We start from the raw sequence: 15,958 nt of genomic DNA, 5'->3' as shown, positions 1-15,958 counted from the left end.
ATCCCTTACAGATAAAGTGCTGCTAATTCTAAAATTTCTGTTTGAGTGGTATTTTTGGTTTCAACAATACCGGCCGCCCGTCCATTACTCATCACTAATATACGATCGGTGATCCCCAATAGTTCTGGCATTTCCGAAGAAATAATAATAATGCCTTTACCTTTATTGGCGAGATCTAATATCAATTGATAAATCTCAAACTTTGCACCAACATCAATTCCTCTCGTCGGTTCATCAAGCATTAGAATTTCAGGCCCGGTCAATAACCAACGTCCAATGATCACTTTTTGTTGATTCCCACCCGATAAGGACCCTATCGTCGTGCTATGAGAGGGCGTTTTAACTCTCATCGCATCGATCACCCATTGGGTATCTGACTTCATTTTTCGGTCACTTAATAAGCCTGACTTGGTTTTGTACTGCTCGACATTTGCGACTAAAGAATTAAAGGTAATATCTAACTCTCCATAAATCCCTGTCGAACGTCTTTCCTCTGTCACCAGCGCAAACCCATTTTGTATTGCTTCATGTGCATCTTTATTGCGCATAGCTTTACCGTTTAGGATGATTTCACCGTTTGCTCTTTCCCTAACCCCAAAAATTGTTTCCACAATATCGGTTCTACGTGAGCCAACCAAGCCTGCCACGCCAAGGATCTCACCTTTACGTAGTTCGAAGTTAATATCTTGTATAGAAGGTTGATTTATGGCGGTTAAGTGTCGAACGCTGAGAATCGTTTCTTGAGGGGTATTGGTTTTTTCTGGGAATCGATTGGTTAATTCACGACCAACCATCATGCCGATAATTTTATCCATATCCAAGCCAGCTAGTGGTCTAGTATCAACCCATTGCCCATCGCGTAAAATGGTAATATCATCGCAAATTGCAAATATCTCTTCCATTTTGTGGGAAATGTAAACAATTCCACAGCCTTTTTCTTTAAGCTTTTTAATAATTTTAAATAGATGACTGACTTCTTTTTCACTTAATGATGAAGTCGGTTCATCCATGATCACAATTTTGGCATTATAAGAAAAAGCTTTGGCTATTTCGACCATTTGCATTTGAGAAACCGATAAATTTCCTGCTTTTTCTTTTGGATCAATATTGATGTCAAGTTCTTCAAATACAGACTTGGTATCACGATACATTTTATCATGATCAACAAAGAAGCCTTTGGTTGGGTAGCGGCCTAACCAAATATTATCCATTACCGTTCGTTGAAGAACCTGGTTCAACTCTTGATGAACCATAGAAACGCCAGACTCTAATGCTTCTTTTGAAGACTGAAAATTAACGTGCTCACCTAAAAAAACAATCTCACCTTCATCTCTTTCATAAATACCAAACAAGCATTTTAATAATGTTGACTTGCCCGCACCGTTTTCTCCCATTAAGGCATGGATGGAATGAGGACGAACTTTTAAATTCACTTTATCTAATGCCTTTACCCCAGGAAATTGTTTACTAATTCCTGTCATTTCCAATAGATAAGGTTCTTGATTTATATCCATAGATACACTCGAATTAATCTTTAAATGAATAAAAAAAAGGAAAGATTATTGATGTATAACGCTCTTTCCTTTATTCATACTTTTTGTATTTGACGTTACAAAACAACGGTAACGTCAAATAGTTCAGAAAATTATTTCAGAGTGCTTTTATCGACAGCAACATAAGGAACTCGAATCACTTTGCCATCGAGTTTCCATTTTGTGCCTTCAGTGGCAGGTTTGCCTTCAGCCAGATTGCGCGCAAGGTCAAAGGTGGCTTCTGCTTGTGCATTAGCATCATTTAATACGGTGCCCGCCATTTCACCAGACTTAACCAGTGCCACCGCTTCTGTTAAGGCATCAACCCCAAATACAGGCAACTTGGTCCCAGAAGCTTTTAATGCTTCAATTGCGCCCATTGCCATTCCATCATTATTGGCAATAACCACTTCAATTTTTTTACCATTTGGACCAGCAAGCCATGCATCCATTTTATCTTTTGCCATTGCCGCATCCCACATAGCGGTATCCAGTTGAAGTTCTTGGGTTTTATAACCTTCATCATTCAAGGTTTTAATTACATAAGTGGTACGGGCTTCGGCATCAGGATGACCGGGTTCACCTTTGAGTAACACATATTGGATCACGCCGTCTTTATTTAGATCCCATGCCGCATTGTCTTTCCATTGTTTGGCAATCATTTGCCCTTGAATAATACCCGACTCTTTTGAATCGGTTCCAACATAGTAAGCTTTGTCATAGCTTGCCATTGCTTTCGCTGACGGTTCCTTGTTATAGAAGACAATTGGCACATCATCAAATTTTGCTTTTTTAATGACAGCAGGTGCGGCAGCCGGATCGACTAAGTTAATCGCTAAAGCTTCAACGCCACGCGCTAACATGACGTCGATTTGATCATTTTGCATCGACTGGTTATTTTGAGAATCATTCATTAATACTTTAACGTCTGGCGCTTTAGCCGCATTAGCTTCCAACGCCTGTCGAACGACCGACATAAAGTTATCGTCATATTTATAAACAGTAATACCGATTGAAGTCGCAGCAAGAGTATTTGTTGCAAAAAGGAGGCTAGAAGTAATGGCAGCAGCAAGTACGATTTTTTTCATGTGAGGACCCTATTTTTCATTGTTTTTATTGTGAATAAATCCATTCCACTTAGCTTGTTAATTAATAATAACAGGCTATAAATGAAAACGTTTACCAAATAAGAGTAGACGTATTTATTGTATAAAAAAACAACGTAGTTAACACTTTGTTACTTCTATCAATAATATAAATAAATGTGTGATCTAGGCATCCTTCTGCGATCTGTTGATATCGCAGTGGCTATCAGGCCCGAAGATTAAACCTGATAACCTTAGGGGCTATTTCTTTGAATTCCGGGATTTCGCGACTATTAGCTTAAGGTGATAGTTATAACGGTTTTTCGCCAATAAAAATTCAGGATGAACACTCGGGCTCCAAGAATCATCACCACCAACCCCCATATGTTGGCTATCAATATTAATATAGGTGTTGCCATCTTTTACTAGTTGATAGGTATGGGTGCTATTGGCTATCAATGCTTGTGGATGATCACTGACGGAAAAATGAAATTGCCCAGTAATTTCTAGCGAATTTAAGCTCAGCTTTGTTGTATCACAACGCAAACCATTCTCTGAAGGGTATATATACGAAGTTTGCATCTGCGAAATCGGTCTTTGATACCAACCTAAATGCGCTGATAATTGTCTATCGGGGTAGTTTTCATGTGGACCTCGACCTAACCAGGCCACCGTGTTCACAACTGAAGGAATAGCAAAACTTAACCCCACTCTTGGCAGTGGCGGCACGTCTTCCGTTTTTGTCACTCCAACATTAAGCATGATGTTGCCATTGGCACATAATTGATAGTCCCAGCAGGTTTCAATCAATACTTTCCCATCAACCTTATGTTGATAAACGCACCTTACCTGTACAACTTGAAGTGAATGTGGCACTTTCGAAATCACCTTGCACTCACAACATATCGACTCTAACCGATCTAATCCCGCATGATGCCAACGAGCCCACCAAGTATTAGGATCAATAAACCCTGCTTCACTTGTACCAATATCATTATCTAATGGCGCCCTATAAAAGTTATCTTTGAACCCTTGTGTTAAACACTTTTCGCCATCGACTAACCAATGATCAAGATAACCAGTGTGGCAATTAAAGATAAACCTAGCCAGTGTAGTTTCAATGGTTATGTCTTGCTTTGTTTCTACAATATTGAAACCGCTCTTATCTGTATTGTTAATGTCATTCTGCGGATTTTCCGACTCTGGTGCGAGCCCCTTCTGTATCGGTGTGCAAAGAATAAATTGCTCGGTAGCCACAATATGTGTTTTATCTGCCCAAACAAGATCACGACCTAACTCGACGCTTATATCCAGCCAATAATGCGCTGTATTATCTATTTGAGGCCAAGATGGGCGTAAAGATAATGTTCGCCGAGCTTGAGGTCCTATGTCCAGTATGTGCCTATCTGAATCAATCTCAATGCCATCTTTCAATAAATGCCAGTGCAAAATCGCACCTTTTACTGACTCAAATAAGAATTCACTGCTGACACTTATCGAAAAATCGGCATCAGGGTCAGTATCATTCATTAATAAAGAAAACTGATAAAACTGCTGAGCTTTTTTAACTTCACACAATGCAGGATGCGGTCTTCTATCAGGGAAAAGTAAACCATTGATACAAAATTGGCGATCATTAACCTCATCACCAAAATCACCACCATATCCCCAGTATTGAATACCGTCATCGGTTACTTTATTTATCCCTTGATCAACCCAATCCCATATAAACCCTCCTTGCAGCCTTGGATGTTGGCGAAAAGCTTGCCAATATTTACTGAAGCTTCCTAAACTATTTCCCATGGCATGAGCATACTCACATAAGATCAATGGCCGAGTTTCATTGGCTTGGTTGATCCATTCTGTTATGGCGAATTTTGGTACTGCTGGATGATCTTGATGCTCATCGACTCGTGCATACATAGGGCAAACAATATCGGTGACGGCGGTATTAGCTCCGCCTCCTTCATATTGCACCGGACGCGAAGCATCTTTGTGTTTTGTCCAATGATACAGTGCATGATGATTTAGCCCGATCCCTGATTCATTCCCCAATGACCAAATGATAATGCTTGGATGATTTTTATCACGTTCCACCATACCAACCATACGTTGCATATACGCATTTAACCATTGCGTGTTATCCGACAAACGTGACATTGGGAACTGACCGTGAGTTTCAATATTTGCCTCATCTACAACATATAGGCCATATTGATCGCACAAATCATACCAAGTGGGGTGATTGGGATAATGCGCGGTACGAACTGCATTAAAATTATTTTGTTTCAGCAACTTAATATCTTGCAACATGCTGACTTTATCAATTGCATGACCGCGTTCTGGATGATGCTCATGTCTATTAACACCTCGAATCAATAAAGGCTTACCATTTAATGTTAATAAACCATCTTGTATTTTGACGTCTCGAAAACCAACGGAATAGGCTTCACATTCCAGTAAATTACCTTGCATATCAAATAAGCTCACCACACAGCGGTACAGATAAGGATTTTCCGCACTCCATTTCAGCGGTGATGCAACCTGTAAGTGATGTTCAGCCCGATCATTCCAACTCCCTTTTTCATCGACAACACGCTCACCACAACTTACTGATATTTCACCATCACATTTAATCTTATTTTTCTCTGCATCATACAGTTCTACTTGGATACGATGATTGAGTGCGGATTGCGATAGCTTGGTATTGATAAGCAGTACTGCATGTTCATATTCACTGTCTAATTGTGTTTGAATATGAACATCAAGGATACTGATTTTGGGCTTTTGATAAATGTACACATCTCGATAGATACCGCTTAACCACCACATATCTTGATCTTCAAGATATGATCCATCCGACCAGCGCATCACCATAACCACAATATGATTGTTGCCGTCTTGAATGACATCAGAAAGATCAAACTCTGCTGGTAAGCGACTGTCTTGTGAATATCCCACCCATTGGCCATTGCACCATAGATGAAACGCCGAATTGACACCATCAAACACAATACGTATCGATTCATCAACCGCATAAGAATGCCAAACAAAACTACGTCGATAACATCCGGTAGGATTATCATTAGGGACAAAAGGGGGGGTATCAGGGAAGGGATATTTAATGTTGGTATAAATGGGTTTATCTACCCCTTGCATCTGCCAATTACTCGGTACTGGCATGCTTGACCATGCCATATCATCGTTGTCAGTGATGATGCTACTGGGCACATTTGAGGGGGTATCAAACAACTGAAATTGCCAATCGCCATTTAATGATACTCGGCAGCCTTGCCCTCCATTCAAGGCTGCGTTCAGCTGACGATAACTGTGCAGAGGTGAATGTGGTGCTACCGTATTCAGCTTTACTATGGCTTCATTCTGCCAATCTTTGCTGTTAATAATATCATTAAATGAGCGCATAGAATTTCACCAAAGAAAAATGTAGCCAACATGTTAATTGTGCCTTTACTCAATTACCGTGATAAATGACGCAATAACAGTAACGGTCTAACTCCTACCAAAAAAAAGCACCGATTGATGATCAGTGCTTTTTTGTGTTGTCGCTTCTACTTCTATAAGTTTCACTATAAATAGTTAGGGTCTATTGATCCTAGTTTGTTACTTATTCAACTCCAACTGGTAAACCGCGAAACCAACTTCATCGGTAGCGACTCTCTTCATTGGATATTGCGCCTTTTCTTTAATGAAAGCGGCGGCTTTATCGCTTGGTGAGGTTTCAAAGCGCACATCTAAATTGGCTTTGGTTTTAATCGGGGCAAACGACCAGTTGTTATCCGCGCTTGGCGTAACTTGGCCCTTCTCTTTACTCACGCGGGTAATATAGTCGGCCAAGATTGTGCGGTTTTCATCCGGTGAATCAAACGCCACATACTTGGAACCAGTACCGGCAAACTTACCGCCATACGCACGATAGTTATTGGTCGCCACGATAAAGGTTTGTTTAGGATTGATCGGCTCGCCTTTATAAGTCAGGTTCACAATACGCTGAGAATCAGGGTGAATCGCTTTACAATCACCGTCATATTTGGCCGGTTGAGTGACATCGATTTGATAGTTAACCCCATCAATCACATCGTAATTATACGTACGGAAACCATCCCAGTTAATGAGTGACTGCGGCTTACTGCTATTTGGATCAATTTGATTAAACTGCCCTGCTGAACACTCAAGCCATTCTTTTACATCAGCGCCAGACACTTTAAGTGCCACCAGCGTATTTGGATACAGGTATAAATCAGCCGCATTACGGAAAGTTAGTTGCCCTGCTTCGACTTCGGTAAAGTTACCAGGATCGTTCTTACGGCCACCGGCTTTAAACGGTGCGGCCGCGGCTAAAACCGGTAAACCATCCAGATCGGGATCGCCTTGAATAAAGCGTTCGGTGTAATCTTTTTGCGCCATATTAACAATTTGTACCGTAGGATCATCTTGTACTAACGACAAGTAACTGTACATTTCATCACTGGCTTTACCGATTGGCTGATTAACAAAATCCCGCGTGCCTTGATGATCTTCTTCAAGCGCATGTTTCACTTGCATATCTTCAGCAGCTAAAGACTTTTGAGCTTTGGCATCATAAATCGGACGCGCTACTGCTTTACCACTAGCAACATTCCATTTATCACCTTTTTGTTCGAGTACTAAATCAATCACCCCAACATGACTGCCCCAACGACCCGGCATCACTGAAGGAATGCCATTAATGGTACCTTGTTTAATGTCAGCGCCAGCTACTTTGGCAAACTCTGCGCTTGGGAACACGGCATGAGAATGACCAAAGGTGATCGCATCAATGCCTTTTACTTTAGTGAGGTAATAAACGGAATTTTCCGCCCCTTCTTGATATTTCTCAGTCGAAATGCCCGAGTGAGGAATGGCGACAATCACATCGGCCCCTTCGGCGCGCATTTTAGGAATGAATTTTTCAGCGGTTTCTTTTATATCGGCAACTTTTACTTTTCCGGTTAGGTTTTTCTTATCCCACACCATAATTTGTGGCGGAACAAAACCAATATAACCGACTTTGATTTGATGTGACTCACCATCGGTATCTTTAAACTGGTAGCTTTTTATCACATAAGGATTGAAGTAATTCTTGCCGCTTTTGGCATCAATAACATTGGCATTCACATATGGGAAATTGGCATCGTTAGTGGCTTCAGCTAAAAAATCCAATCCATAGTTAAATTCGTGGTTGCCAATGTTACCCACATCATAATCAAGTAAATTCATCGCTTTATAAGCGGGGTGCACTTCACTTGGTTTTAAACCATGCGAGGCAATATAATCGCCCATCGGACTGCCTTGCAGCAAATCACCGTTATCCACCAGCACGCTATTTTTAACTTCTTTACGCGCATTCTCAATCAAGGTTGCCGCGCGAACTAAGCCGATTTTCTTCGAAGCTTGATCTTTGTAGTAATCGTAATCCATATAGTTCGCATGAATGTCCGTAGTTTCAATCACGCGTAAGTGAATAGTGTCCGCAAAAGTAGGATTTGACAGGCCGATCATCCCGATCAACACAGACAAAGAAAGTGGGTGGCGTACAATTTTCATTAAGCTCTCCATTTGGCTCTTGTAATGAGTCGCATCTTATTAACAATGAGACGTATCTAACGTGTGAGTGTAATAATAAATCAGCTTACATTTCATTTATGTGATGAATGACAATTTATCAAACCTTCTGCCGCTCCGATTGTTGATAGATCTAAGGATTACATCATTTTGTTAAATATATTCAGAAATGAATAAAATATTTTGTGGCGTCTTTAAAAGCAAATTAAACCGCGTAACTTAAAACATAATCTTCTAATTTAACTTGGCTTAGTTTATGAAATCGGCTCTATTTTCTATTGCTTTATGTCTTTTCCTAGCAGCGTGCTCATCTTCTACAAAGCTGTCGACCCAATCCATACAATCCGATCCAGATTGGTTGTCCGGTCAGCTTGAAAATGGGGTCAAATATCATATTTACCCTAATGAACATGCGCCAGTCTCACTGCGTTTTATCGTTCATACCGGCAGCCTAAATGAAACGTCACAACAAGCAGGATATGCTCATTTTATCGAACATATGGCTTTTAATGGTAGTCAACATTTCTCAGCCAACCAGATTATCAAGCAATTTGAACAATCGGGAGCAGCATTTGGCGCCGATATTAACGCTTCGACCAGTTATCGAAACACAATTTATAAATTGGATTTACCCGATGATAAATCTCTCGATAAAAGCATGACATGGTTTAGAGATATTGCCGATGGATTAACGCTATCAAAGCAAGAGATCGATAAAGAAAGAGGCGTCATTCTTGGGGAATATCGAATGAATAGGCCTAAGAATAAACCATTTAGCACCACTTTATACCAACACATGATTGACCCCACTATACTCAAAGATCACGATGCTCTTGGAAGCATAGAATCAATAAACTCCGTCACTGCCAATGGCTTGAAACAGTACTATCAAAAATGGTATCAACCGCAAAACAGTGAAATCATCATCACTGGTAATATTGACCCATCAGCTGCAACCGCTTTAATTAAAAAGCACTTTTCTTCTTGGCAATCAACCGACTCATCACAATTAAAGACCACCGATAACCTAGCCTATAGCACCCATAATATCGTCGAACATATAGGGGCTTATGACTCATCAAGTATGGGGTTGCTGTTTGAGATGAGTCCAAGTCGCTGGGTAACATTAGGCGATCAAACCTTTTATTGGCGAGATAATGTGGCGCTACAACTCATCCAACAACGCTTACATTATTCATTAATTGATCATGGTTTATCCATACAACAGCAATATGTCGGTGATTATTGGTTAGAAGGTAAACGTTACGCTTTAATACAACTCGGATTTTCAGAGCAAGACCGCAACGCGCTGCAAGATCAAATGCTCAGTGTGCTCGCCTCTTTAAGAGATCATGGCGTTAGTCAGCCCGAGTTAAATAGCATCATCAGTGGTTTTCAACAAACCTTTGATAATATTGATCAAAACTGGGAAAAACAAACGGCAGTCGATCACGCCAACGGGATGACCAATGCCATTACTCAAAACCAAGTGCCACAATCCAAGTTAGATTATAAAAATAACCTTGCTCAATTCATCACGCAAACTGACCTTACTTTAATCAATCACCATTTATATCAACTGTTAAGTCAACCAAGCGTCTTTGCCCTCGGAATGGAAGATACCACCGCTTTACCCACGCCGGTGCAAGTATTAAAAGCTCAATTTGCTAAACGGGGCAGCAAACCTATATTTGTTAACGAGGACAGTCATTTTAATCAACCACAAACCATAGGATCAATTGTTGATACTAAGCTGGATCCTAAAAATCCTGATATGACTATTTTCACCCTCAGTAATGGATTAGAGGTTTGGTATCTGCGTGATAAAAAGGCAGGAAAACAAGTCAATATGGTGTATGCGGGGCTAGGTGGAAAAGCCGCACTCGAACCTGAATTATTTCCAGCTTATGAGCTAGCCATTCCGACCATTGTTCGTAGTGGGATCGGACAACTCAATGCTGTCCAATTCAGCCATAAACTAAAAAGCAACAACATCCATTTTGAAGCCTTCTCCACCTATACCGACCAATGGATCGCTATCGATAGTCCCAAAAATTCATTAAGTGAGAGTTTTTCCGCACTCTATACTGCCCTCACTGATATTCGAGTCTCTGAAGTTCAATTAAATGCTGTTAAAAAAGAAAATATTCAAGCTAAAAAAACCTTTCTTCTTTCCCCCGTTGGCCCAATAGCCTATCAAGCTGAAAATGATTTATTTTTGCCAAGCAGCTATCGACACCTTCTACAGCCGCCAGCAATGGAAGCGGTCACCACTGAGCAAATAAAGCAAGTGCACCAAACCTTATTCACCCAAAATAGAAATAATACATTAGTCATTATTGCCAATCTCGACAACAACCAGTTAACGCCATTATTACGTCAATATGCGGCGAATTTCCCACTCGATCCCGCCAAAAGTGTTCGTTTTAATCCACATTTCAACACCGAAGCCTCACCACGACTCACCAGTACCAATAACTCGGAAAACACAGCATTAGTTGTATCAAGAGTCTTAAATACTCGTGGTAGTGCCAGAAGCACTAAAGCCATATTTATGGAAGACATGTTAAGTCGTATAATTCAGCAAAGATTGACACAAGTGATTCGCGAAGATATGGGGTTAGATTACACTCCCAATGTCATCTCATTCGCGATCGATGGTGAGCAATACAGTGATTGGATACTCAGTGCTTGGTGTGATCCTAAACAAGCGGATGTTGTTAGTAACGCCATGAAAGACATCATTAATCAATTAAAAACCGGCATAACGGCGCAAGAAACACTGATGGTCGGCAAACAATTACAAGCCGATTTAGCGCCATTAAGCGACGATCAAAAACAATATGCTTTATTTATTAAACGCTACCTTATTCATGGCTATGACTATAACCAACTGCAGCAGCCTGAAAAGCTGATCCAAACTATTTCAGCGCAAGATTTATCGCAACATTTTGAGCGACAATTTGGAGGATCAAGTTTATGGGTAGACGTATTATTAACACCGCACCAATAGCCTAGATAAGATCTTCAAACCTCTCGCGCCAATCGCGTAATTGTTGATGGTAATGCTCAAACTGCTCTGGGTTCATGGCTTGGATCACATCCACCAGCATCGTAATCGTGACGGTGCGGTTATGTTGCCGTTTTTGAGTGAGCGACTCGGGGTACAACCGATCGGGGTTAAGCAAGGTCGTGCTAAATTTTTGTTGAAACGCCGCTGAGTCATTACGTTGCACAAACAACACCTGCAATTCGGCTTTATTGATCTGCTGTTGTTTAAGCCACTCTTGCCGCATAGATAGACGCTCTAGGCTCCAGCGTTTCACCATCGCAACTTGTGAGGCAGACAAATCTCCGATCCACGTTTCCAATATATCGATCATTCTTTGTTGTGATTTTTCACGCCTTTGTTGGTCGCTGAGGTCATTATCATCGGCATAACGGTCTTCGTATTTGCGTTGCAACGAATCAAATAATTCATCGGCTTGTTGTTGATCTAAACTCATAAATAAGCGATATAAATGCGGCATAAAATGAGTGACTAATTGAGTCGAAAAGTCTTTTAGTACTTTGTATTGCTGTGCCACTTGTTGCTTGTTCGCTTGAGAGGGCGTCAGAGTAAGCAGGTAATCAATCTGTTTAATATATAAGGGTAATTGTTCGGCTCGATGCCACGCTTGCACCTCGCGTACCGATTGTTTAAACGACGCTTGTTGTTGATCACTTAATGACACATAGCGATCGACATATTGCGCTGCCATCCAATCTAAGCGGTTATAAAAAAATTGGGTTGAACAGGCTGTCATTAATAGCAAACTCAATATGATACAAATCCGTTTGGTCATAACATTCCTTATCCATCACGGTTTACTGTTCTTACTTCAGTGTAAGCAATAAATCCATCAATTAAGAGAGCGCCATAATATTTCTGCTATTGCCGAGATAATAAAGTGCTAAGATTGTGACTATACCCAAAGTAATTGAAGTTGCAGTGAGGCGGCAAGTAAACAAAGCCCCATGAGCTTAGCTTGCCTAAGTGATTGGGGTAAGTTAGCGCAGCCAACAAAGCTGCAGCCTCAAGTAAGACGGGTATATATCAGTGATAGCACTCAATAAAGGATACGTTATGAACTCTGAAAATGCCTTCCCAATCGGGACTCTGGGTCAAAAATGGACAGCCATTGAAAAACGTCAATGGCTAGAACAAACCAGTGTGAAGCGCAGTTATTTTGATGAAGTTATGCCAAAGATTGATGGCTTAAAAAATGATTTCGATGCCTTTCATTATGCCGATTTGCACTACGATGCGAACCCTGTCGGGGAAAGCCGCTACCCACTTTGGGCGCTAAAATCCAAGTCTTGGTCTGCCAATAAACCAACCGTTTTGATTACTGGTGGTGTGCACGGCTATGAAACCAGTGGTGTGCATGGCGCGCTGTTGTTTGCTCAAAGTGAAGCCAAGCGTTACCAAGACCAGTTTAATATTGTGATCGCGCCGTGTGTCAGCCCGTGGGGTTATGAAACCATTAATCGCTGGAACCCCGATGCGCTCGATCCTAACCGCAACTTTATTGCCAATAGCCCTGCACAAGAATCCGCCGCGCTCATGAAGATGGTCAAAGATCTCGATGCGCCAATTTTAGTCCACATTGATTTGCATGAAACCACCGATACCGATGAACTGGAGTTTCGTCCAGCACTTGCGGCGCGCGATGGTTTAGCTTACACAAAAGGCTCAATCCCTGATGGTTTCTACACGGTTGGCGATACCGAAAAACAAGACGATGCGCTACAAAAGGCGATCATTGATTCAGTACGTAAAGTCACCCACATTGCCCCTGCTGATGACAACCACCAAATTATTGGATCCGATGTAACGCAAGATGGCGTGATCAACTACCCATTAGCCAAATTAGGTTTATGTGCCGGTTTTAGCAATTATACTTATTGCACCACCACGGAAGTTTATCCAGACAGTCCTAAAGTGACCAATGATGAATGTAATCGCGCTCAAGTGGCCGCGATTGTGGGTGCATTGGATTATGTTGTGACCACACTTTAGTTCTCAATTCACTTTAGATCTCAAAGCACTTTAGATCTCAAGGCACTTTAGTTATCAACGCAATGAAAGGACAACATCCAGATGGCTGACATACACGTAAAAGAAGAGCTTGATAGCATCGATTATTTAACCGTCGGTTTTTATCGTTTAAGCTTTGGTGTGTCTGCCATTGCGATGTTGTTGTTTAACTTTATTGCTTTTGAATATGCCAGCCAGCTGCTGATTTGCAGTTCACTTGTGGCGGCGGCTTGTATGCATATTTATGATAAAAACATTCGCTGGATAATCTTAGGGTCGGCGCTATTTTCTGTCTGCTGGCTGGCGATTGGCATTGCGCCGATCCTAGCGGTGGGCGCAAGCTTTTTAGTCACGAGTGGCCTTGCGATCAAAGAGTATTATTGCTTTCGGATTTATTTGGTTCGTATTACGCCAGTGGTATTAATCATTTATTGGTTGAGCTTGTTGATCCCTATTTTACCCATCATCACACATGGGTTAGCCATTGCCTCGTTCTTATTACTGAGCGGAATTTGTATTGCTAAGTTTCGCCAACCATTTCATTTCGATATTGGCGATAAAAGTAAGTTTCAGGAGTAAAGGAATAAGCATGCTAAATCAAATAACGTTGATCGACACCAGATATTAGCATCCCAACCCAAAGCGCCATGCGCCACCCCATCACTGCGGTGGCGCTTTTTTATGGCAATAACTCACCACTTGGCCGATTTATCACGTACAATCACCTTCTCTTTACTCGCACTCCCAAAGGCTAACTTGTGGCTTTAAAACCAACTATTTATAAATTTCGTATCGCATTAACCGATATCAATAACGATCACTACGATTCACTAAACCTCACCATCGCTCAGCATCCATCCGAGAATGATGCTCGTATGATGGCGCGTGTGATCGCGTATTGCTTAAATGCCAAACCGGATCTGCAATTTACTAAAGGCCTATCTAGCATTGAAGAGCCGGATATTTGGTTAAAGTCGTTAGATGATCAATTACTGCATTGGATTGAAGCCGGCGAGCCTGATTTTGATCGGGTTAAAAAAGCCACCCGCTTGGCCAAACAGGTCAGCATTTATAGCTTTAATACCAAATCGGATGTGTGGTGGAAGCAAAACCAAGACAAGTTCTCAACGTTGAATGCTGACATCTTTCGTTTAGATAATGCGGGTGTATTAGCCTCGACTAAGATGATCGCGCGCACCTTAGAATTAGGGGTCATGGTTTCAGGCAATACAATTTACTTATCGACTGACGATCAGCAATGTGAAGTAACATGGGAAATGTTGTCCGAGTCGTAAGTATGACTCGTTTGGTATACCAATAGTGCGCAAGGATACCCAAAGCTACAGCGTCAAGTAAGACGATTATAATAATATTTGTTATGATAGCCCCTATATCTTATTACCCTATTTAATTGATAGTAAAGGAAGACAGGATGTTTCGACTCTCCACTCATTTATCTGCAACACTTTTTTCTGCCTTGCTAGTGACATCAAGTATGGCTCAAGCAGAGCAACCAGCCAGCCAGCAAGCCAATCCTTCTGCTGTAAGTTCTAGTCAAGTAACACTTAGCACTTCAACCGTCGTTGCCACGCCAAGCAAAGATCCAATCGACCCTTCTCAACCAAAGATGTTAGCGGATAAAGATCTCACTCGTTACTTGGTGTGCGGATTTTTACACCGTGAAGGCAGTTATAAAATTGGATCTTATGTGATGACAGAATACCCAATTCAATGGACAATGCATCATGCTGAATACCAAGCTCTGGTTGAAAATAAGCTCACAGAAATTTCTCAACAACAAAATGTCTCTAAGTTTAAAGCTGAAGATACTCTCTATGATAAGTATTCATGTGGCCAAGCTTATGCAGAACTCTTAGAAATCGATCCAAATAAAATATAATTTAGAAAATAATCAAGGAGTTCGATATGACAATTTCCACTCAAGGCTTGGCACTGTATCACTTTGAAAGCTGCCCATATTGCCAAAAAGTTCGCCGTGCGGTTGCGGAATTAGGCCTCGATTTAGAATTACGCGATATTCGCAAAAATCCTGACTTCCAAGACGAGAAAGTAGCAGCAACCGGAAAAACGCAAGTACCGTGCCTACGCATCGAAAAATCAGATGGCGTGACGTGGTTATATGAATCTGATGCTGTGGTAGATTATTTGAAAGCGTTATAACCTCAAATTTTCTGACACAAACAAGGCTGAATGACTCAGCCTTTGTTTTTTATTTTTAGCAAACCCTTATAGGATTAACATGGCGATTATTCGTTGGATTTTAGGGCGTATTATTTTAGAGCTATTGTCAATTCTGGTGTATGAGTTCTTTTGCATGCTCTGTTTGATCTGGCATTACTTTTTCACCATCTTTAAACTTAATACCGCTTACAACATCAGCAAGTAATTTAAACCCCTTTAATCGATACCAACTCTTTTCTGCTGATTGAGCAAGCTTAAATATCATCATTAAGGTTGTCGTACGACTTCCACAACTCTTTACTTTATGTGTGCGCAACCGTACGGTTGCAAACGTTGATTCGATTGGATTACTTGTTCTAATATGCGTCCAATGCTCTGCTGGAAAGTCATAAAATGCGAGCATTTCTTCTTTATCTTTTGTTAAGCACTCCGTCACTTTTGGGTACTTGCCGGAATAG

The 15,958-nt window shown here is 41.1% G+C and carries 12 protein-coding genes; 6 read left to right on the top strand and 6 right to left on the bottom strand.

Translation table 11 applies throughout. The features are described 5' to 3' along the window. Nucleotides 1–5 precede the first annotated feature (5 nt). The 4 genes from mglA to HC723_RS12450 all read right to left on the bottom strand — a co-directional run bounded on the left by mglA (nt 6) and on the right by HC723_RS12450 (nt 8,200). A complete protein-coding gene (gene mglA / locus HC723_RS12465) occupies nt 6–1,514 on the bottom strand; it encodes a galactose/methyl galactoside ABC transporter ATP-binding protein MglA (protein WP_190339330.1) in 1,509 nt (502 codons plus the stop codon). A 131-nt stretch (nt 1,515–1,645) separates the two neighbouring features. Continuing rightward, nucleotides 1,646–2,620 carry a galactose/glucose ABC transporter substrate-binding protein MglB gene (gene mglB, locus HC723_RS12460; RefSeq protein WP_190339329.1) on the bottom strand — a complete coding sequence of 325 codons (975 nt, stop codon included), beginning with the start codon at nt 2,618–2,620 and terminating at the stop codon, nt 1,646–1,648. A gap of 258 nt (nt 2,621–2,878) precedes the next feature. Further along, nucleotides 2,879–6,040: a beta-galactosidase gene (locus HC723_RS12455; protein ID WP_190339328.1), complete on the bottom strand. Its 3,162-nt coding sequence runs from the start codon at nt 6,038–6,040 to the stop codon at nt 2,879–2,881. Nucleotides 6,041–6,238: 198 nt separating this feature from the next. Next, the gene (locus HC723_RS12450) at nt 6,239–8,200 is read right to left on the bottom strand and encodes a bifunctional 2',3'-cyclic-nucleotide 2'-phosphodiesterase/3'-nucleotidase (protein ID WP_190339327.1); all 1,962 of its coding nucleotides are present in this window, start codon (nt 8,198–8,200) and stop codon (nt 6,239–6,241) included. A gap of 274 nt (nt 8,201–8,474) precedes the next feature. On the opposite strand from HC723_RS12450, the gene HC723_RS12445 reads away from it, so the two are divergent. Beyond that, nucleotides 8,475–11,231, top strand: coding sequence for a M16 family metallopeptidase (locus HC723_RS12445; RefSeq protein WP_190339326.1), 2,757 nt, complete (start codon nt 8,475–8,477; stop codon nt 11,229–11,231). Between the two features lies 1 nt (nt 11,232). Here the strand turns inward: HC723_RS12445 and HC723_RS12440 are convergent, their stop codons facing one another. Next, nucleotides 11,233–12,063 (bottom strand): DUF6279 family lipoprotein, encoded by an 831-nt coding sequence (locus HC723_RS12440; protein WP_190339325.1) that lies wholly within the window; start codon nt 12,061–12,063, stop codon nt 11,233–11,235. Nucleotides 12,064–12,344: 281 nt separating this feature from the next. On the opposite strand from HC723_RS12440, the gene HC723_RS12435 reads away from it, so the two are divergent. The 5 genes from HC723_RS12435 (at nt 12,345) to HC723_RS12415 (ending at nt 15,479) form a co-directional block, all read left to right on the top strand. Continuing rightward, on the top strand, nt 12,345–13,280 hold the full coding sequence (locus tag HC723_RS12435) for a M14 family metallopeptidase (RefSeq protein WP_190339324.1): 936 nt from the start codon (nt 12,345–12,347) through the stop codon (nt 13,278–13,280). Nucleotides 13,281–13,361: 81 nt separating this feature from the next. Continuing rightward, complete coding sequence (locus HC723_RS12430) at nt 13,362–13,877, top strand: DUF2301 domain-containing membrane protein (protein ID WP_190339323.1); 516 nt, start codon at nt 13,362–13,364, stop codon at nt 13,875–13,877. A 179-nt stretch (nt 13,878–14,056) separates the two neighbouring features. Continuing rightward, nucleotides 14,057–14,593: a YaeQ family protein gene (locus tag HC723_RS12425; RefSeq protein WP_190339322.1), complete on the top strand. Its 537-nt coding sequence runs from the start codon at nt 14,057–14,059 to the stop codon at nt 14,591–14,593. A 137-nt stretch (nt 14,594–14,730) separates the two neighbouring features. Further along, complete coding sequence (locus tag HC723_RS12420) at nt 14,731–15,198, top strand: hypothetical protein (RefSeq protein ID WP_190339321.1); 468 nt, start codon at nt 14,731–14,733, stop codon at nt 15,196–15,198. 26 nt (nt 15,199–15,224) lie between these two features. Further along, entirely contained in the window at nt 15,225–15,479 is a 255-nt protein-coding gene (locus tag HC723_RS12415; RefSeq protein WP_153448801.1) for a glutathione S-transferase N-terminal domain-containing protein, read from the top strand. A 127-nt stretch (nt 15,480–15,606) separates the two neighbouring features. Here HC723_RS12415 and HC723_RS12410 read toward each other — a convergent pair. Further along, nucleotides 15,607–15,958, bottom strand: a 352-nt coding sequence (locus HC723_RS12410; protein ID WP_190339320.1) for a transposase, incomplete at its 5' end; no start/stop codon positions are given.

The organism is Vibrio sp. S11_S32 (assembly GCF_014694465.1).
GTDB classification, from domain to species: domain Bacteria; phylum Pseudomonadota; class Gammaproteobacteria; order Enterobacterales; family Vibrionaceae; genus Vibrio; species Vibrio algicola.
The sequence above is the reverse complement of the archived record's forward strand: the minus strand, read 5'-3'. Positions and strand labels throughout refer to the sequence as shown.

Bases quoted from the DNA above. Each gene is read 5' to 3' on its own strand.
- HC723_RS12445 (WP_190339326.1), top strand. From the start codon at position 8,475: ATGAAATCGGCTCTATTTTCTATTGCTTTATGTCTTTTCCTAGCAGCG.
- HC723_RS12455 (WP_190339328.1), bottom strand. From the start codon at position 6,040: ATGCGCTCATTTAATGATATTATTAACAGCAAAGATTGGCAGAATGAA.
- HC723_RS12420 (WP_190339321.1), top strand. From the start codon at position 14,731: ATGTTTCGACTCTCCACTCATTTATCTGCAACACTTTTTTCTGCCTTG.
- HC723_RS12435 (WP_190339324.1), top strand. From the start codon at position 12,345: ATGAACTCTGAAAATGCCTTCCCAATCGGGACTCTGGGTCAAAAATGG.
- HC723_RS12450 (WP_190339327.1), bottom strand. From the start codon at position 8,200: ATGAAAATTGTACGCCACCCACTTTCTTTGTCTGTGTTGATCGGGATG.
- HC723_RS12440 (WP_190339325.1), bottom strand. From the start codon at position 12,063: ATGACCAAACGGATTTGTATCATATTGAGTTTGCTATTAATGACAGCC.
- mglB (WP_190339329.1), bottom strand. From the start codon at position 2,620: ATGAAAAAAATCGTACTTGCTGCTGCCATTACTTCTAGCCTCCTTTTT.
- HC723_RS12415 (WP_153448801.1), top strand. From the start codon at position 15,225: ATGACAATTTCCACTCAAGGCTTGGCACTGTATCACTTTGAAAGCTGC.
- mglA (WP_190339330.1), bottom strand. From the start codon at position 1,514: ATGGATATAAATCAAGAACCTTATCTATTGGAAATGACAGGAATTAGT.
- HC723_RS12430 (WP_190339323.1), top strand. From the start codon at position 13,362: ATGGCTGACATACACGTAAAAGAAGAGCTTGATAGCATCGATTATTTA.